Genomic DNA, 18941 nt, shown 5'->3' on the forward strand with positions numbered 1-18941 from the left:
GTCGGCACTTCGGGACGCGTTTCAGTTGGCGGTGGTGATCGAGTCGTCGGTGATGCCTTCGGCGCGGCGCTTGTTGAGTCGGTTGCGTTGTGGCACCACGGTGTAGCGCGGGTCCTTGGCCGAGGCGATCCCGGCTTCGAGTACGCCGAACCGCGTGCAGGCCGATGCTCCAAGCAGCGCCACTCCCGACACTGCGGCGGCGACCCGGTTGCGCCCGAGCAACAGTGCACCGAGACCACCTGCGACTGCGAGGCGTTCGCTCCAACGCATCAGCGTGCCCGGTCGCCCCTGGTGCAGCGGCTCGACCGTCACCGGATCCATCCGGCTCTCCATGTAGCGCGTTGCGAACAGGTCACCGGCGACCCCCATGACCGCGAGCGCCCGAGCCGGGCCGGTTTCCCGGGTGGGCGTGGTGACCATCGCCAGCCCACCCGCGGCGAGGCTGGCCGAGCTGACGAAGACGAAGGGCAGATCGCGGTGGGCGGCGTTCCAGGTCGGGTTCGCCGTGTCCGACAGCAGGACTGCGGTGTAGGCCGCGAGCGGTGGTGAGAGCAATGCGCTCGCTGCCCCGGCGACCGGCTCGACCACGGTCAAGCCCCGCCGCAATGGGCCCAGCGGGAGTCGCCCGCCGGTCAGCCGGTCGACCTCGGACGCCGCTGCCAGCCCCATGCCCCCGCTGTATGCCGCAAGGATCCACGAGCCCACGCTCATCGGGGACGTCAGCTTGATGGTGCGCAGCATGTTGTAGAAGCGGTCCGGCCGGCCGAGGTCCTTCACCAACGCAGCTCCGCCGATGCCCACCGCTGCCATTGCACCCAGACGGGCGTTGCGGCACAACAGTTCTCGGCCGGTGAGTTGTGCGCCGTAGGCCAGCAGGCCGGATCCGCCCGCGACGCCACCGAGGAACAGGTAGGCGGCGATCTCCGGACCCCACGGCGGCGGCTTGACGATGGCGCGGCCGTAGTAGGAGGTGAACTCCACCTCGGGCACCATCAGCATCTCGGCCGTGCCGTCGGTGCGTCCTGGCCGCTTCTTGCGGCGCAGCTTGCCGAAACGTCGCCCCCTGCGCTCGGGCTCGGGCGGGCGGAACTGGTCGAAGTCGGAAACCGTCACCGGCCGCCTCCGACGAACGCGAGCGCCGCAGCGGCGAGCATGCCGGCTCCCGCCATACCGGCCCGCTTGAACATCACCCGCAGGTCAGCTGTCGGGACGCGCGGGTCCGGAGGCAGCCCATAGGTCTCCGGCTCGTCCAGCAGCAGGAACATCGCACCGGTCCCACCGACGCCGTCCAGCTCGTTGGCGCCATACAGCCGAGCCTCGGTCATGCCCTGGTCGTGCAACTGCTTGACCCGATCACGGGCAGTTTCAACGAGATCCGGATGATCGCCGAACTTGATCGAGGTCGTCGGGCAGGTCTTGGCACAGGCCGGGGTCTCACCGTCAACCAGGCGGTCGTAGCAGAGGGTGCACTTCTGCGCGACACCCTTGTTGGGCACGTCGGGCTGCTCGCCCTTCTTCTCGCCGCTGCGAGTCGTGGGCGCCGCCGTGCCGTCGCTGCGGCGCTCGATGACGCCGAAGGGGCATCCCGCGACGCACGTGCCACAGCCGTTGCAGACGTCGTCCTGGACGACGACCGAGCCGAACTCGGTGCGGAAGAGCGCTCCGGTCGGGCAGACATCCAGGCAGCCCGCGTGTGTGCAGTGCTTGCACACGTCGGACGCCATCAGCCAGCGGAACTCGGGTGTATCCGGGGGCGCGGTGTCTCTCGAGGCCTCTGGTCTCGATACACCTCCCCGCTGCGCTCCTCCGGCACTCGACCAGCGTGTTGCTCCGGCACTCGACCAGCTTGGCCGCGCACGGTCGGCATACCGAGTTCGACCAGTTGACGGCCTGATTCGCGTGCCTGCTGGATGCGTTCCTGGTCCTGCTCGATGAACGCGACATGCCGCCAGGTGCTCGCGCCGAGCGACTGCGTGTTGTCGTAGGACCAGCCGGTCAGCTCGAGGTCACCGTCGCGCGGGTTGTGGTTCCACTCCTTGCACGCAACCTCGCAGGCCTTGCAGCCGATGCAGATCGAGGTGTCGGTGAAGAACCCCTTGCGCACCGGACCGGTCGGCCAGTGCGCATCGGCGACCGGGTCGGTGGGGCCAGAGAACTGATGGGACGCGCCTCGGGCGTAGCCGGAGACAGACTGGCTACTCATCGTCGGCTCCCTCCTCTTCGCGCGCATCGGTGACTCGCTGGTTGTCAGTCTGCACCGTCACCCCCGCACGTTCGTTGTATGACGCAAGCAGCGCGTCGGCGTCCCGGCCTCGCGGTCGCCGACCGGCGATCACCTCGCACGAACCGACCTTCGACTCCTGGATCTGCACGTTGGGATCGAGCGTCACACCTATCAGGTCGTTCGCCGAATCACCTGTGACCAGAGCGTGATCGCCCACTCCCCAGTGATAAGGCAGGCCGACCTGGTGCACGACCCGACCGCCGATTGTCAGCGGCTTCATCCGCTCGGTGACCAACACCCGCGCCTCGATGACCGCCCGCGGCGAGATGATCGTCGCCCAGCCCTCGTTGACCAGCCCACGCTCCGCAGCCAGTTGCGGCGACACCTCGCAGAACATCTCCGGCTGCAGCTCGGACAGGTAGGGCAGCCACCGGCTCATGCCGCCGGCGGTGTGGTGCTCGGTGAGGCGATAGGTGGTGAAGACGAAGGGGTAGACCTCTGCCCCTGGGTCGCCGGCGCTCGGAGCCGACAGGTTGTCGGTGCGCGGGTAGATCAGCCGTGAGGGGCTCTGCTGTTGCGGATAGAGACCGTTGCGGACCGGCGACTCCTGTGCCTCGTAGTGTGTCGGCAAGGGGCCGTCGACGAGGCCCTTGGGCGCGAAGAGCCAACCCTTGCCGTCTGCTTGCATGATGAACGGGTCGTCGCCGGCCAGGGCGGCCGGCCCACCGACAGCAGGATCGGGGCGGCTGTGCGGCGCGCGGTTGACCGGGAAGTCAGGGACGTCGTCGCCGACCCACTTCTGGTCGTTCTCGTCCCACCAGATGTATTTCTTGCGGTCGCTCCACGGCTTGCCGTCGGGGTCCGCGGAGGCCCGGTTGTAGAGAATCCGGCGGTCCGACGGCCAGGCCCATCCCCATTGCGACTGACTCACGCCGGGCCCGCCGTGCGGTGTGCGGCGGGCTGCCTTGTTCTGGTTGTCCGCGAACACTCCGGTGTAGATCCAGCAACCGGACGACGTCGACCCGTCGGCGGTGAGTTCGGTGTAACTGGAGAGCAATTCACGCTCTCCAGTGCCCGTGGTGCGATAGCCGTTGATCTCCCGCAGCACGGACTCCGGGTCCGGTTTGCCTTCGTCATCGACCGGGTAGTCCCAGGTCAGGTCCAACAACGGTCGGTCCCGGTCGTCGCCCGAAGCGGCGACCAGTGCGCGGATACGACGGCCGAGTTCGAAGAAGAAATCCATCTCGCTCTGGCACTGACCCGGCGGCTGCACCGCCTGGTGCCGCCACTGCAGCATCCGCTGGGTCTGGGTGAACGAACCGGCCTTCTCGACGTGGGTCGCCGCCGGCATGAAGAAGACCTCGGTCTCGATGTCTTCGGTGCGCACCTGGCCAGACTCGACCTCCGGTGAGTCCTTCCACCATGTCGCGCTCTCGATCAGGCTGAGGTCGCGCACGACCATCCACTTGAGGTGTCGCATGCCCTCGCGCTGCATTTTGCCGTTGGCCGACCCGACGGCAGGGTTCTGGCCGAGCACGAAGTAGCCCTCGACCTCGTCCGCCAGCATGTTCATCGCCGTCTCGTAGGTGCCGTGGGCGCCCGTCATACGGGGCAATCTGTCGAAGTACCAGTCGTTCTCAGCGGTCGCGGCGTCCCCGAAGTATGCCTTCATCAGACTGACGAAATAGGAGTCGGAGTTGGCCCAGAAGCCCTTCTGCTGCTTGGTGCCGATCGAGGCGAGGTAGTCGTGCAGGTTGTCGTGGTTGCCGGCCATCGGCATCGGCAGATAGCCCGGCAGCAAGTTGAAAAGCGTTGGTATGTCGGTGGATCCCTGAATGCTGGCGTGTCCTCGCAGTGCCATGATGCCGCCACCGGGCCGGCCGACATTGCCGAGCAAGAGCTGCAGCACGGCAGCGGTCCGGATGAATTGGGCGCCGAGTGTGTGCTGCGTCCAGCCGGTCGCGTAGGCGAAGCACGAGGTGCGATCACGTCCGGAGTTCTCGGTCAGCGCACGTGCCAGGTAGTCGAAATCCGCCGTGGGGATCCCGCACACGTCCTGCACCATCTCCGGCGTGTAACGGGAGTAGTGCCGCTTGAGGATCTGGAAGACCGACCGGGGGTGCTGCAGCGTTTCGTCACGCTCGACCTCCGAGTGCTGCAGCGGTGGACCACCGCTGCCCAGGGCGTCGCCCGGCGCCGAGTCCGGATGGCCGTGTTGCTCGCCCGGATCAGCGTGGGCATAGGCCCACGAAGACGGGTCGTATTTGCCTGTCTCCGGGTCGAATCCGGAGAAGAGCCCACCGAGGTCCTCGGTGTCGCGGAAGTCATCACCGACCAGCGTCGCGGCGTTGGTGTAGGCGACGACGTAGTCCTTGAACCACAGGTCGTTGGTGAGGACATGGTTGATGAGCGCGCCCAGCAGGGCCACGTCGGAGCCGGCCCGGATTGCGATGTGCTTGTCAGCGACCGCTGACGTGCGCGTGAACCTCGGGTCGACGTGAATCACCTTGGCACCACGGGCTTTTGCCTCGGCAACCCACTGGAATCCGACCGGGTGCGCTTCGGCCATGTTGCCGCCCTGCAGCACGATGCAATCGGCGTTGGCCATGTCTTGGAGCGTTTGGGTGGCGCCGCCGCGCCCGAAGGAGGCTCCCAGACTGGGAACCGTGGCGGAGTGTCAAATACGGGCTTGGTTCTCGATCTGGATGGCACCTGCCGCCGTGAAGAGCTTCTTGATCAGGTAGTTCTCTTCGTTGTCCAGCGTCGCACCGCCGAGCGATGCAATACCCATGGTGCGCCGCAGGATCCGACCTTCGTCGTCGCGCTCCTGCCAGGTGTTGCGGCGGCTGCGGACGAACCGCTCGGCAATCATGTCGATCGCGGTGTCCCGGTCCAGCTTCTGCCACTCGGTGGCACGCGGCGCTCGATAGAGAACGTCATACTGCCGGCCCGGCGCGTTGACGAGTTGCTCGCTGGCGGCGCCCTTCGGGCACAACCGACCGCGCGACACCGGCGAGTCCGAGTCGCCCTCGATCTGGACGACCTTCTCGTCCTTGACGTAGACCCGCTGCCCGCAACCGACCGCGCAATAGGGGCAGATGCTCTGGACGACCCGATCAGCGGTCGCGTTACGTGACTGGGTCGTGCGCGTCTTCGCGGACTCGACCGCGGGACCGCGTCCGAGGTAGTCCCCGGAGCGGAACTGCCGGAAGACCGGCCACTCCAACGCGCTGAATCGACCCACGCGCCAACCTTAGTCCCGACCGCTGCGCGATATCGCGATATCGAGCGCGCCGGGCTGGTCACCCTCCACGGGACCCTCGGTGTTCGGCCGCCAGCCCAGCGCCGGCGCGACGTGCTCGGCGAACGCCTGCAGCACGTGCAGGTTGTAGTCGACGCCGAGCTGGTTCGGGATGGTCAGCATCACGGTGTCGGCGTCCATTACTGCCGCGTCGCCGCGCAGTTGCTCGATCAGCTTGTCGGGCGCGTCCGCGTAGGTCTTGCCGAACGTCGACCGATACCCGTCGATGATGCCGACCTGGTCGGAGTCACGGGCACCGCCGAAGTATGCCGCGTCGCGCTCGTCGACGATCGGGAAGATGCTGCGGGAGACGGAGACACGCGGTCGCCCGGTGTGCCCGGCGGCGACATACGCCGTCCTGAAGCGCGCGATCTGCTCGGCCTGCAGGTCGGCGAAGGACGCACCGTTCGCCTCGGTGAGCAGGGTCGACGACATCATGTTGAGGCCGAGTTTGCCTACCCACTCAGCGGTTTCGCGTGATCCGGAGCCCCACCAGATGCGATCGCGAAGGCCGTCGGAGCGCGGCTCGATCCGCAGTCGGGTGCCGGGTATGGCGCGCTGCGGGTCGGCATCCACCATGCCCACACCGTCGATCGCGTCGAGGAACGTCGCGAACTTCTCCCGGGCGATGTCGCCACCCCTCGGGTCCTGCGCGCCGGTGTATCCGAACGCCTCGTAACCCCGCAGCGCGGTCTCGGGCGAGCCGCGGGAGATGCCGATCGCGAGCCGTTGATCACTCAGCAGATCGAGCGCGCCCAGCTCCTCGGCGAGCTGCAACGGGTTCTCGTAACGCATGTCGATAACGCCGGTGCCGACCTCGATGTGCTTGGTACGCGCGGTGATCGAAGCCAGCAGCGGGATGGGCGACGCAAGTTGTCGCTCGAAGTGGTGGACCCGGAAGTAGGCGCCGTTGACACCGAGCTCGTCCGCCCCGACCCCGATCTCCAGCGACTGTTTCAGTGCGCTCGCAGCGTCCGGCGTCTGCGACCCCTGCACGCGCCCGTAGTGACCGAAGCTGAGGAAACCGAATGCTTTCATACAAATTTGAACAATCCGACAGCGGCGGGTGTTCCCGATCGCCATACCCGCTCCCGGCCGCGGAACGACGCAAATAACCGGGTACCTCGCACCCGCGAATCTGCCATGCTCTCGAAATGAGCGAAACGCAGCAGGAAGTGCGACGCCTCGGCGTCGAAACGACCGGCATCGAGATCATCGAGGAGTCCGAGCGGACCGCGCAGCCTCGCGATCTGTTCTGGCCGTGGTTCGCGGCGAACGTGTCCGTCTTCGGCATCTCCTACGCGGCATTCGTGCTCGGCTTCGGGATCTCGTTCTGGCAGTCGGTTGTGGTCGTCACCGTCGGCGTTGTGCTGAGCTTCGCGCTCTGCGGGGTCATCGCGCTGGCCGGCAAGCGTGGCTCGGCACCGACGATGATCCTGTCGCGCGCGGCGTTCGGGGTCACGGGTCAAAAGGTCCCGGGCGTGATCAGCTGGCTGACGTCGATCGGCTGGGAGACGTTCCTGACGATCAACGCGACGCTGGCCACCGCGACCGTCATGCACAAGCTCGGCTGGGGCGGCGGCACCACGACCAAGATCATCGCGTGCATCGTCGTCGCTGCGCTCGTCGTGCTCGCCTCGGTGGCCGGCTATCACATCATCATGCGGCTGCAGTCCTGGCTGACCTGGATCACCGGCATCATCACCATCGTCTTCATGGTCGTCGCCGCGTCGCACATCCACTGGTCGAAGATCACGGCCATGCCGTCCGGGAGCTGGCAACAGACGGTCGGCGCGCTGGTCATGGTGATGACCGGCTTCGGTCTGGGCTGGATCAACATCGCCGCGGATTGGTCGCGCTACCAGCGACGCGACGCCTCCGGCGGTCAGATCGTCGCCTGGAACACCTTCGGCGGCGCGATCGCGCCGGTCGTCCTGGTGATCTTCGGCCTGCTGCTCGCCGGATCGGACAAGCAGGTCGCGACGGGTGTCCTGGACAACCCGATCGGTGCGCTCGCCGAGATCCTGCCCACCTGGTTCCTGGTGCCGTTCCTCGTCGCCGCGATCCTGTCGCTGGTCAGTGGCGCAGTGCTCGGCATCTACTCCTCGGGGCTCACCCTGCTCTCGCTCGGCGTGCGGATCCCGCGTCCGACGGCCGCGTTGGTCGATGGCGTAATCCTCACTCTCGGAACGATTTACGTCGTGTTCGTCGCCCAGAGCTTTGCCAGCCCGTTCCAGTCGTTCCTCATCACTCTCGGGGTTCCGCTGGCGTCGTGGGCAGGCATCATGATCGCGGACATCGTGCTGCGCAAGCGGTCGTATGACGACGACGATCTCTTCGATCCGACCGGCCGGTATGGCGCCTGGGACTGGACCTCGATCGGCATTCTGGTCGTCACGTCGGTGATCGGCTGGGGGCTGGTGGTCAACAACTATGCGCAGGACGCCTCGTGGAACAACTGGCAGGGCTACTTGCTGCATCCACTCGGGATGGGCACGTATGACGCGAAAACCGCCTCGTGGAGCGGTGATTGGGCCTATGCGAACGTCGGTGTCATCATTGCGCTGATCCTGTCGTTCGTGGCGGCATACTTGTTGAGGCGCGGGAAGGTGGCGCGTCAGGAGTCACTGCCGACGCGGAGCGCCGAGCCTGCTCAGGCCAAGGTCTGATCCGGTGTCGGCACAGGCTGATTCGTCTGGCCACGACTGGCTCGTCGTCATCGATGCGCAGGCGATCTTCGCCGATCCGCAGACTTCGCAATGGGGTTCGCCGATGTGGGCACAGACGGTCCCCCGAATCCGAGCGGCCATTGAGCGGTATGGCGACCGGGTTGTCTTCACCAGGTTCGTCGCGGACCCGTCGCCGCAGGGCTCCTGGGTGACGTATTACGAGACCTGGCCGTTCGCGCAGGTCCCGGACGGCGACCCGCTCTACGCGATCGTGCCGGAGCTCGCGGCTCTGGCTGACGTCGCCCCGGTCGTCACAGTGCCGACCTTCGGCAAGTGGCCGGCTCTGGTCGAAATCGTCGGCGCCACACCGCGATTGACCCTCGCTGGGGTGTCGACGGACTGTTGCGTCCTGTCGACTGCACTGGCCGCCGCCGACGCGGGTGCGACCGTCCGCGTGGCGTCAGACCTGTGTGCCGGATCGACACCGGAGAACCACGCACGGGCATTGGCCGCGATGGAGCTCTACGGCCCGCAGATCACCATCGCCTGAGTGTCACTGCGCCAGGCAGTCACGGGTGATCTGGTCGATCGATGCGACGCCGGAAAGCCCCATGGTCAAGTCGAGTTCGGCGAGCAGCCGCTCCATGACCGCTTGCGCACCGGCCGCGCCGTCCAGCGCGAGTCCGTAGAGCCACGGTCGGCCCACCAGGACGGCCGAGGCACCGAGCGCCAGCGCCTTGAAGATGTCGGCGCCGCTGCGGATGCCGCTGTCGAAGAGAACCGGGAGCCGCCCGCCCATAACCGGCGTGATCGTGGCCAGCGCGTCGAGAGACCCGATCGCCCCATCCACTTGGCGACCGCCGTGGTTGGAGACGACGATGCCGTCGACACCGTGCTCGAGCGCCAACTGCGCATCGTCAACGGACTGAATTCCCTTGAGGACAATGGGAAGCTGAGTCCACTCACGCAGTTTTGCCAGGTCGCCCCAGGTGAGTGCTGGGCATGGGAAGACATCCAGGAAGGTCTCGACGGCGGCACGTGGCAACGGCGAGCGCAGGTTGTCGCGCAGGGTCCCGGGATAATGGCGACTGATCGAGATCAGCGTGCGTATGGCGGTCGGCGTGGGACGCTGGTGCAGTTCTGCGGCGCTTGGTCTCGATACGGCCTCGCCCTTGGGGGCTCGGCCTACTCGACCAGCTTGGGTGGCATCTCGACCCGCATCTCCGCTGCGCTTTTCCGCCACACGGTCGCGGACCAGCTGCTGGAAGACCGGGTCGGTGAGGTACTGCGCGATGCCCTCGCCGCGTGCGAACGGCAAGTAGCCCAGGTCGAGGTCCTTGGTTCGCCAGCCCAGCGAATGTGTGTCGAGCGTGACGACGATCGCCTGCGCGCCGGACCTCTCGGCCCGACTGACCAGAGACCTTGCGAGATCGTCGTTGTTGCTCCAATACAGCTGGTACCACATCGGATTGGCACCCAACGCCGACGCTGTCTCCTCCATCGGCACCGAGCCTTGCGTGGAGAGCACCATTGGCAGTCCGAGCGATCGCGCGGCCTGCGCCACGGCAAGCTCCGCCTCCTTGTGCGCCATCTCCAACACGCCGATCGGGGCGAAGAGGACCGGCGCCGGCAGGTCGTGCCCGAAGAGCGTCACTCCCAGGGACCGATCCGCCACGTCCCGCAGCATCCGTGGAACTATCGGAAAGCGTTCGAACGCAGCAGTATTCGCGGCATCAGTGCGCTGCATGCCGGCGCTTCCCGCGACATACGACCACGCTTGCGGGCTCATCCGGCGGCGGGCTGCGTCATACAGGGCGGCAGGCTCCACGGGCATCTTCGGCTTGTGGCCGTACGCGCCGGCGGCGTAGATGGCGCCCTGGACCGCGCGCCCGATGCCGACCAGTCCCTCGGCAGGGACCACTAGTTGACCTGCTTGCCGTCGGCGGCCCAGAACGGTTGGCGCAGCTTGAATTTCTGCAGCTTACCGGTCGCGGTCCGGGCCAACTCGTCCCGGAACTCGATGCGCTTCGGCGTCTTGTAGCCGGCCAGCGACGCCCTCGCGTGCGCGATCAGTTCCTCCTCGGTCACCTCACCGTCGGACACGACCAGAGCGGTCACCAGCTCACCCCACTTCTCGTCGGGTATGCCGATCACCGCCACTTCCCGCACTGAGGGGTGCGACATGAGCACGTCTTCGACCTCGATGGAGGAGACGTTCTCACCACCGGAGATGATCACGTCCTTCTTCCGATCCAGGATCACCAGAGCGCCATCGTCGATCACGCCGCCGTCTCCGGTGTGAAACCAGTTGCCCGCCAACGCTGCTGACGTCGCCTCCGGATTTTCCCAGTAGGCCTCGAGGTTGTGGTTGGTCTGGAAGAGCGCCTCCCCGGTCTCGTCGACCGTCATACGAACACCGACTGCGGGATAGCCTGCCCGGCCGAGCTTGCGCGCCTGGTCGGTCGGCGACAGGTCCTCCCACTCCGAGCGCATCCGGCTCATCGTGAGTAGCGGCGCCGTCTCGGTGAGACCGTAGATCTGGATGAACTCCCAGCCGAGTTCCTCTCTGACCCGCTCGATCGTTCGGGTCGGTGGCGGCGCACCGGCAACCACGATGCGGGTGCGGTCGCGACCGGGGATGGCACCGTCCCACGTCTGCGCTGCGTCGAGCGCTGCGGCCACCACGGCGGGGGCGGCACACATCAGCGTCACTCCGTGCTTCTCCACCCGGCGCAGGATCTCGGTGCCGTCGACCTTGCGCAACACGATGTGCTTGCCGCCCATGCCGGTGACCGCGAAGGGCATCCCCCAACCGTTCGCGTGAAACATCGGCAGCGTGTGCAGGTAGACGTCCTCGTCGGAAACCGTTGCCTGCCAACCGAACACGGTCGCGTTGAGCCAGTTGTTGCGGTGGGTCAGCTGCACGCCCTTCGGGCGTGCGGTGGTGCCGGAGGTGTAGTTGATCGTTGCGGTCGCGTGCTCGTCGCCCGCCCACGGCCGGGGCTCCTCGGTCGATCCCCAGACCTCGTCGTCGGACTCGCCGAGGACGAATTTCCGCTCGCACTCCACGTCATCGAGCAGCTGCTGCAGCTCGGGGTCGACCATCAGCACCTCGGCACCGGAGTGCTGGACGATGTACTGCACCTCGGGCACCGACAAACGGAAATTGACCGGCACCAGAATGCGTCCGTAGCCGCTGACGCCGTAGAACGACGTCAGCAGTCGCGCGCTGTTGTGGGAGACCACGGCAACCCGGCCCCCGACGGGTACGCCCATCGCATCGAGCCCGACCGCCTGACTTCGCGCCAGCTGCGCCATCCGGCGGTAGGTGATCGAGCCGCCGTCGAAGGGCGACGCGGGCTGGTCGGGCTCGTCCACGACCGCGAGACGGTCGCCATAGACCGTCTCGGCGCGTTCGAGGAAATCACGGACGATCAGCGGGAATTCCATGGGCAGCCTCCAACTCAGTCGCAGTGCCGCCATTCTGGCAACTACAGCTGTATGCCGCCAGGAAACGACGCGAACAGGCGCGATTCGGCGAGGCGTGGTCTCGATACGCCGGCTCGTACCTCACCGGCTACTCGACCCGCATTAGGAGAACTGCACGACCTCGGCCAGCAACTCACCGGCCCGGTAATGGGCCAGCCGGATCGCGCGGGTCATCGGCTCGGCGTCGCGCAGCGCGATTGCGTCACTCACCGCTCGAAGCACACCGACGGATTCCTCCGAAACCCAGATACCCTCCGCGTGCCGGGCACGCATCAGCTCGTCCATCTTCCGTCGGTCGTCGACCATGCACAGGAAGGACGAACCGAAAACCACTGGCAGCCGGCCGAATCCGAAGCCTTCAGCCGCCACGATGTCGAAGGCGTCGCGGCGCGACACGACGATGTCCTGCTCACCGACCAATCGTGCGGCCCGCCGCACTCGTGACTGGGCTGCGACCTGCTCCGGCTCGAGCTGGGAGAGCATCCGGTCGAGGGTGCCGTTCTCGGGCGGATGCAATGGATACAGGTCGTAGCCCCGTCGCGACGCAACGTGTTGTCCCGCAAGCAGATCCGGCTCGAACGCGTCTGCCACCAGTTCCAGACCGGCCGCCGCGCCGACCGCGACGAGGTCGATGGTCACCGGCTCGGCATACACCGACTGGAGGTGTTCGGTGACCACTCGCAGCATCCGCACCCCGGCCTGCGGGTCATTGAGCGGCAGCGGCCGCTCCTGCAGGCGTCGCCCGATGGTCCCGCGCCGATCGCGCAGCAGCTCCGTCCAGAGCTGATAGGAGCGGCCGTCCGGCGGCAGCGTGCCGTTCAGCACCGGGAAGTACTCCGCGAGCGGGCGACCCAGCCCGAGGGACCGCAGCTCCTCGCTGGTCGCGCGCAACAACCGCTGCGCTGACTGCCAGTTCGCGAAGTCCAGACCGTATGACGAGAAGGCTGTGAAGGTCCGATCGTCAGGCCCGGTTTCGGCGCCGGCGACCGCGCACCAGTGCCGGTAGAGCGGCCCCGAGAACACCTCAGCAGCAGCGGCGAACGCGGCGCGGCAGTCGGCAACATCTGTCATGGTTCCGTCAATCTAACCGACCCGCAGACCCTGCCGAATGACGTCACGGGACCGTGGCTCGGACCTCGAGACGCGGCTCGTACCTCACCGCTCCTAGGCCACCGATCGTCATACCTCCAGCAGACGGTGCAGGAAGGTGCGAGTGCGCTCCACTTCGGGCTGGTCGATGACCCGGGCCGGCGTACCGCGCTCGACAACCACACCGCCGTCGATGAAGAGCACCTGATCGGCGACGTCGCGCGCGAAGCGGATCTCGTGGGTCACCAGCACCATTGTCCTGCCCTCGGCGGCAAGGTCGCGGATGACGTCGAGGACGCCACCGACGAGCTCCGGGTCGAGGGCCGAGGTGGGTTCGTCGAAGAGCAGCAGGTCCGGCTCGAGCGCGAGGGCCCGCGCGATGCCCACCCGCTGCTGCTGGCCACCGGACAGCTGCGACGGGTATTTGTCGACGTGGTCGGCCAGCCCGACCTTTGCCAACAGGTCACGCGCATTGTCACGAGCCTCGCTCGCCGACTGCCCCTGGACGACGATCGGGCCTTCGGTGACATTCTGCAGCGCGGTGCGGTGCGGAAAGAGGTTGTGACTTTGGAAGACCATCCCACTTCGGGCTTGATAGCGACGGATCAGCTCGCGGTCCGACCCGCTCAGCCGCCCGCGCTTCGATGCGTGCACGGTCGCGAAATCGACGCTCACGTCACCGATCCGGACGACTCCGCTGTCCGGACGCTCCAGTGCGTTGAGCCCGCGCAGCAAGGTCGTCTTGCCGGACCCGGACGGCCCGATGACCACCGTCACCGAGCCCTTCTCGACGGCGAACGAGATGTCCTTGATCACCTCGTGGTCACCGAACTTCTTGGCCAGCGAGGTAGATTCCACCAATAGTTCGCGTCGGGGCCCCCGCGAAGTATCGGAGGAGCGAAGCGGGGGAGAACTTCGTGGGGTTTTGCTCATAGTGCGACATACCTGTTCAGCTGGTTCTCGAGGCGGCCCTGGCCCGCATTCAGGACGAAGCAGATCACCCAGTAATAGACGGCCGCCGCGCAGTACAGCGCCAGATAGCTGTATGTCGGGGCCGCCGCATCCTGAGCCTTCTGGAAGAGCTCGGGCACCAGGATGATCGAGGTGAGCGAGGTGTCCTTGACCAGGGACACCAGGGTGTTGCCGAGCGGCGGCACCGCGATGCGTGCGGCTTGCGGCAGGACGATGCGCCGCAAGGACGTGCGATACCGCATGCCGATCGTTTCGGCAGCCTCCCACTGCCCCTTGGGCACCGACGAGATGGCCGAGCGGACGACCTCTGCGCCATACCCGCCCACGTTGAGGCTCAGCGCGATCACCGCCGACCAGAACGAGCTGAACTTAACGCCCGCCTGCGGCAGTGCGTAGAAGACGATCACCAGCTGCACGAGCAACGGCGTGCCGCGAATGATCGAGATGTAGAGGCGAGCCAGCCAGGACAGCACCACCACCGTCGAGCGACGGAGCAACGCGACGCCCACTGCGAGGATCAGGCCCAGCACGAAGCTGATCGCGGTCAGCGGGATCGTTGTCTTGATCGTCGCCTTCAGCATCGGCCACGCGTTGTCCTTCACCAGCTGCCAGTCGCTTGTCGTCGACTTCTTCTCCGCGCCCGCTGCGAAATACTTGTCGTAGATCTTCTGCAGCGAGCCGTCCGTGCGCATCGCCGCGATCTCCTTGTTGATCGCCGGCATGTAACCACTGCCCTGGCGTGCGGCGAAGACCGACTCGCTCTTGTCGTTGGTCGTGGCGACGATCTTCACGCCCTTGTTACCGGTGGTGTTGAGGTAGTTCTTCACCGCGAGCTGATCGTTGACCATGGCGTCGACGCGACCGTCGGTCAGGGCCGCAACGGCCTTGTCCATCGCGGTCACCGACACGACCTGAGCCCCGGCCTGCTTCGCCGTCGCCGCCCAGTTGCTGGTGGTGTTCTCGGCCGCCTTCTTGCCCTTGAGGTCCTTCAGTACCTTGATGGAGCTGTTGGACGACTTCACCACGACCACCCCGGTCGTCGTGATGTATGGCGCGGACAGGTCGTACTTCGCCTTGCGCTCCGGGTTGAGGGTGACCTCGTTGGCGACCAGGTCGATCCGGTTCGCCTCCAGCGCCGAGAACATCGAATCCCATGGCGTCTGGACGAATTGGATCTTCACGCCGAGGCGTCTGCCGATCTGCGTGATCAGGTCGACGTCATACCCGGTGAGGTTCCCGGACGAATCGTGATAACTGAACGGCGGGTAGACGCCCTCGGTCCCTACCCGCAGCGTCGACGGCAGCCCGGGCGGACGTGCGTTGTCCGGGGCAGCATGCGCGGAAGGGGCGAGGAACGCCCCGCCGAGCAGGAAGAGCGTCGCCAACACGACCGCGACACGAGCCATACTTCGGGGTCCCCGCGAAGTATCGGAGGAGCGTGTCGGGGTCCCCACGAAGTATCGGAGGAGCGGGTCGGGGTCCCCACGAAGTATCGGAGGAGCGGAGCGGGGGAGAACTTCGTGGGGTGACGGAGCGGGGGACAACTTCGTGGGGTGACGGAGCGGGGGAGAACTTCGTGGGGTGAACGATAACCGGACCTTATGCACTGCGAAAGTGTAAGGGCCCATCGTCGGGTGAAGCTAAACCGTGAGTTCGGCGATCTGCAGCGCGTTGAGTGCCGATCCCTTGCGCAGGTTGTCCGCGCAGATGAACAGCTCGATCGCGTTGGGGAAGCCGTCGATCCGCCGGACCCGGCCGGCGAAGATCGGGTCGGCACCGACGACGTCGACCGGTGTCGGCCATGCGTCGTCGAGCGATGCCGCCGAATCATCAAGCACCACAACGGAGTTCGACGACTCGGTCAGCACCCGAACGGCGTCGTTACGGTCGGTGTCGGTCGCGAAGGTCGCGTGGATCGACACCGAGTGTGTCCGCACCACCGGCACCTGCACACAGGTCACGGCCACCGGCAGATGGGACACCCGCAGCAGGGTGCGCAACTCCTCACGCACCGTCACCTCGGAGTCGGTCGCACCGTCCTCCGCCTCGCCGCCGACCCACGGAATCACGTTGAAGGCCACCGGCGCCGGGAACGGTGACTCTCCCAGGTCCGACAGCATCCGGCGCACGTCCCCCGGCGACTGCCCGACGCTCTGGTTACCGGCCAGCTCCATGGTTTCGTCATACAAGCGCAGGGCGCCTGCGACACCCGCGTCGGTGACTGCCTGGAAGGTCGTCGCGACGACGGAGGTGAGCTGCCATGAGCTGTGTAACGAGTGCAGCGCGCCGACCATCATCAGGGTCGCCGCACTCGGGCTGGCGATGATGCCCGCCGCGGGCTGACGGGCGGCGTCGGGATTGATCTCCGGCACCACAAGTGGCACATCCGGCTCCGCGGCGAAGTGGCCGGAGTTGTCGATCACTACCGCACCGGCACCAACAGCGATCGGCGTCCATTGCGCCGACACCTGGGCGGGCACGGCCATGACCACGACATCGGCGCCGTCGAACGCGGTGGCGCTCAGCTCCCGGACGACGGCATCCTGGCCGAGGATGGACAAACGCTCCCCGACAGACCGTCCCGACGCGAGCGGTCGGATCTCGCCCCACATGTCTTCGCGGGTCGGCAACAGCGACAGCAACGACCGGCCGACGACACCCGTCGCGCCGACGACCGCCAAGGTGGGCTTGTCATCACGCATTGCTGTCACCGCCCTGCGGCTATTACCTCAGCGATCTGAATCGTGTTGAGGGCAGCACCCTTTCGCAGGTTGTCGCTCGAAACGAAGAGCACCAGCCCCTTGCCGTCCGGCACCGACTGATCCTGCCGGATCCGCCCGACGTATGACGGATCCTGTCCCGCCGCCTCCAAGGGGGTGGGCACGTCGGTGACCACGACGCCCGGCGCCTCGGCAAGGATCGCGCGTGCTTCGTCCGGGGTGATCGCCTTGTCGAATTCGGCGTGGATCGCCAGCGAGTGGCCGGTGAAGACCGGCACACGCACGCAGGTGCCGGCCACCGCGAGGTCCGGGAGCTCGAGAATCTTGCGCGACTCGTTGCGCAGCTTCTGCTCCTCGTCGGTTTCCTCGCTGCCGTCACCCACGAGCGAGCCGGCCATCGGCAGCACGTTGTAGGCGATGGGGGCGACATACTTCTTCGCCGGGCCGAGCTCGACGGCCGAGCCGTCATGCGTGAGCCCCTCGAGGTTGCCCTCGACCCCCTGGCGGATCTGCCCGGCCAGCTCCTCGACGCCGGCGAGCCCTGAGCCGGACACTGCCTGGTAGGTCGCAACGATCAGGCGGCGCAGGCCGGCCGCGTCCGCGAGCGGCTTCAGCACCGGCATCGCTGCCATCGTGGTGCAGTTGGGGTTGGCGATGATGCCCTTGGGCGGGTTCGCGATCCGCTCGGGGTTGACCTCGGAGACGACCAGCGGGACCTCCGGGTCCTTGCGCCATGCGGAGGAGTTGTCGATCACCGTCACGCCGGCCGCCGCGAATCGCGGAGCCTGCACACGCGAAGTCTCGCCACCTGCGGAGAAGATCGCGATGTCGAGCCCAGCCGGGTCAGCGGTCGAAGCATCCTCGACGACCAATCGCTGGCCCTGCCAGTCGATTTCGCGGCCCGCTGAGCGCGCCGACGCGAAGAGACGCAGCTGCGCGATCGGGAAGTTGCGCTCGGCGAGCAGCCGCAGCACGACGCCACCGACCTGACCGGTCGCGCCGACGACGCCGACCTTCAGACCCTCGTCAGCGAACACGTTCATCGTCCGGTACCTCCGTAGACCACTGCTTCTCCGTCACTGGAATCCAGCCCGAACGCCGTGTGCACGGCGCGGACCGCGTCGTCCAGCAGATCACCCTTGGTGACGACAGAGACCCGGATCTCCGAGGTCGTGATCATCTCGATGTTGATGCCGGCGTCGGCGAGCGCCTGGAAGAGCGTCGCCGAGACACCGGGGTGGCTGCGCATACCGGAGCCGACGAGCGAGAGCTTGCCGATCTGGTCGTCATACTGCAGCGACTCGAACCCGAGCTCGACCTTGGCGTCCTGCAGCGCCTGCACCGCGCGCTGGCCGTCGGCCATCGGCAGCGTGAAGGACACGTCCGTCGTGCCGGTGGCGACCGCCGAGACGTTCTGGACGATCATGTCGATGTTGACCTGCTGCGCCGAGATCAGATTGAAGATGGCCGCGGCGCTGCCCGGCGTGTCCTTGACGCCGACGACCGTGATCTTGGCCTCGCTGCGGTCGTGGGCGACGCCGGCGATGATCGGGGCTTCCACGTCTTCTTCTCCTTCTGCTGGGCGGACCCAGGTGCCCTCGCGGTAGCTGAACGAGGAGCGCACGTGGATCGGCAAGTTGAACCGTCGGGCGTATTCGACACAACGCAACATCAGGACCTTGGCGCCCGACGCGGCCATCTCCTGCATTTCTTCATTGCTGATGCGATCGATCTTGCGTGCCGTCGGCACGATGCGCGGGTCGGCCGTGAAGATGCCGTCGACGTCGGTGTAGATCTCACATACGTCGGCTTCGAGCGCGGCGGCGAGCGCCACGGCGGTCGTGTCGGAGCCGCCACGGCCGAGCGTGGTGATCTCCTTGGTGTTCTGACTGACGCCCTGGAAGCCCGCGACTATCACGATGTGCCCGTCGCCGAGCGCTCCGGTGATCCGGCCGGGCGTGACGTCGATGATGCGCGCCTTGCCGTGCGTGTCATCGGTGATCACGCCGGCCTGCGAGCCGGTGAACGACATGGCGGAGTCACCGAGGTTGGCGATCGCCATCGAGACGAGCGCCATCGACATACGCTCACCGGCTGTGAGCAGCATGTCGAGCTCGCGTTCGGGGGAGCGGGCGAGACCGCATCGGCGAGCTGGAGGAGCTCGTCGGTCGTGTCACCCATCGCGGACACAACGACGCAAACCTGGTTGCCGGCCTTGCGCGTGTCCACGATGCGCCTGGCAACCCGCTTGATGCTTTCGGCGTCGGCGAGCGATGAGCCGCCATACTTCTGGACCACAAGAGGCACGGGTCGAGCTTCCCTTCACGGGTCGTCGAATATTCGAGCGGTGACCCCCGGAGTCTATCGAGCACCGGAAGCGGTAACGGGGTCGCCCGTATGTCGGAACTCGTCCCACCGCCGTGCTGCCGCGCCGTGTACACGTGGCGCGTGAAATATCACGAACACTCCGTGAACGG

General features: G+C 66.6%; 12 protein-coding genes and 2 pseudogenes. 2 read left to right on the top strand and 12 right to left on the bottom strand.

The window, feature by feature from the left end:
• Window positions 1-21: 21 nt before the first annotated feature.
• The 4 genes and pseudogenes from nrfD to ACFQDH_RS03590 form a co-directional block, all read right to left on the bottom strand.
• Window positions 22-1113, bottom strand: a complete 1092-nt coding sequence (gene nrfD / locus ACFQDH_RS03575) for an NrfD/PsrC family molybdoenzyme membrane anchor subunit (protein ID WP_382398539.1) — start codon at window positions 1111-1113, stop codon at window positions 22-24.
• Window positions 1110-2203 (bottom strand): annotated as a pseudogene (locus ACFQDH_RS03580) (4Fe-4S dicluster domain-containing protein). The gene nrfD and the pseudogene ACFQDH_RS03580 overlap by 4 nt, the downstream one beginning before the upstream one ends.
• Entirely contained in the window at window positions 2196-5468 is a 3273-nt protein-coding gene (gene fdh, locus ACFQDH_RS03585) for a formate dehydrogenase (protein ID WP_382398541.1), read from the bottom strand. Before fdh ends, ACFQDH_RS03580 begins: the two are co-directional and overlap by 8 nt.
• Before the next feature lie 9 nt (window positions 5469-5477).
• Complete coding sequence (locus tag ACFQDH_RS03590; RefSeq protein WP_382398543.1) at window positions 5478-6563, bottom strand: LLM class flavin-dependent oxidoreductase; 1086 nt, start codon at window positions 6561-6563, stop codon at window positions 5478-5480.
• A gap of 116 nt (window positions 6564-6679) precedes the next feature.
• Between ACFQDH_RS03590 and ACFQDH_RS03595 the strand changes: the two genes are divergently transcribed.
• Complete coding sequence (locus ACFQDH_RS03595) at window positions 6680-8194, top strand: purine-cytosine permease family protein (protein ID WP_382398545.1); 1515 nt, start codon at window positions 6680-6682, stop codon at window positions 8192-8194.
• 4 nt (window positions 8195-8198) lie between these two features.
• A complete protein-coding gene (locus ACFQDH_RS03600) occupies window positions 8199-8744 on the top strand; it encodes a cysteine hydrolase family protein (RefSeq protein WP_382398547.1) in 546 nt (181 codons plus the stop codon).
• Between the two features lie 3 nt (window positions 8745-8747).
• Here ACFQDH_RS03600 and ACFQDH_RS03605 read toward each other — a convergent pair whose 3' ends face one another.
• The 8 genes and pseudogenes from ACFQDH_RS03605 to ACFQDH_RS03640 all read right to left on the bottom strand — a co-directional run bounded on the left by ACFQDH_RS03605 (window position 8748) and on the right by ACFQDH_RS03640 (window position 18771).
• Window positions 8748-10115, bottom strand: coding sequence for an alpha-hydroxy-acid oxidizing protein (locus tag ACFQDH_RS03605; RefSeq protein ID WP_382398549.1), 1368 nt, complete (start codon window positions 10113-10115; stop codon window positions 8748-8750).
• Window positions 10115-11644, bottom strand: coding sequence for an AMP-binding protein (locus tag ACFQDH_RS03610; RefSeq protein WP_382398551.1), 1530 nt, complete (start codon window positions 11642-11644; stop codon window positions 10115-10117). Before ACFQDH_RS03610 ends, ACFQDH_RS03605 begins: the two co-directional genes overlap by 1 nt.
• Before the next feature lie 141 nt (window positions 11645-11785).
• Entirely contained in the window at window positions 11786-12754 is a 969-nt protein-coding gene (locus ACFQDH_RS03615; protein WP_382398553.1) for a DUF2332 family protein, read from the bottom strand.
• 108 nt (window positions 12755-12862) lie between these two features.
• Entirely contained in the window at window positions 12863-13705 is an 843-nt protein-coding gene (locus tag ACFQDH_RS03620; RefSeq protein ID WP_382398555.1) for an amino acid ABC transporter ATP-binding protein, read from the bottom strand.
• Window positions 13702-15150 carry an ABC transporter substrate-binding protein/permease gene (locus tag ACFQDH_RS03625; RefSeq protein ID WP_382398557.1) on the bottom strand — a complete coding sequence of 483 codons (1449 nt, stop codon included), beginning with the start codon at window positions 15148-15150 and terminating at the stop codon, window positions 13702-13704. Before ACFQDH_RS03625 ends, ACFQDH_RS03620 begins: the two co-directional genes overlap by 4 nt.
• Window positions 15151-15384: 234 nt before the next feature.
• On the bottom strand, window positions 15385-16446 hold the full coding sequence (locus tag ACFQDH_RS03630; RefSeq protein ID WP_382398559.1) for an aspartate-semialdehyde dehydrogenase: 1062 nt from the start codon (window positions 16444-16446) through the stop codon (window positions 15385-15387).
• A gap of 5 nt (window positions 16447-16451) precedes the next feature.
• Window positions 16452-17507, bottom strand: a complete 1056-nt coding sequence (locus ACFQDH_RS03635) for an aspartate-semialdehyde dehydrogenase (protein WP_382398561.1) — start codon at window positions 17505-17507, stop codon at window positions 16452-16454.
• Window positions 17504-18771: pseudogene (locus ACFQDH_RS03640) on the bottom strand (aspartate kinase). Before ACFQDH_RS03640 ends, ACFQDH_RS03635 begins: the two are co-directional and overlap by 4 nt.
• Window positions 18772-18941: the final 170 nt, after the last annotated feature.

Origin of the sequence: Flexivirga alba, assembly GCF_042661025.1 — a bacterium.
Lineage (GTDB): Bacteria > Actinomycetota > Actinomycetes > Actinomycetales > Dermatophilaceae > Flexivirga > Flexivirga alba.

Bases quoted from the DNA above. Each gene is read 5' to 3' on its own strand.
- ACFQDH_RS03590 (WP_382398543.1), bottom strand. From the start codon at position 6,563: ATGAAAGCATTCGGTTTCCTCAGCTTCGGTCACTACGGGCGCGTGCAG.
- ACFQDH_RS03595 (WP_382398545.1), top strand. From the start codon at position 6,680: ATGAGCGAAACGCAGCAGGAAGTGCGACGCCTCGGCGTCGAAACGACC.
- ACFQDH_RS03610 (WP_382398551.1), bottom strand. From the start codon at position 11,644: ATGGAATTCCCGCTGATCGTCCGTGATTTCCTCGAACGCGCCGAGACG.
- ACFQDH_RS03615 (WP_382398553.1), bottom strand. From the start codon at position 12,754: ATGACAGATGTTGCCGACTGCCGCGCCGCGTTCGCCGCTGCTGCTGAG.
- ACFQDH_RS03620 (WP_382398555.1), bottom strand. From the start codon at position 13,705: ATGAGCAAAACCCCACGAAGTTCTCCCCCGCTTCGCTCCTCCGATACT.
- ACFQDH_RS03625 (WP_382398557.1), bottom strand. From the start codon at position 15,150: ATGGCTCGTGTCGCGGTCGTGTTGGCGACGCTCTTCCTGCTCGGCGGG.
- ACFQDH_RS03630 (WP_382398559.1), bottom strand. From the start codon at position 16,446: ATGCGTGATGACAAGCCCACCTTGGCGGTCGTCGGCGCGACGGGTGTC.
- ACFQDH_RS03635 (WP_382398561.1), bottom strand. From the start codon at position 17,507: ATGAACGTGTTCGCTGACGAGGGTCTGAAGGTCGGCGTCGTCGGCGCG.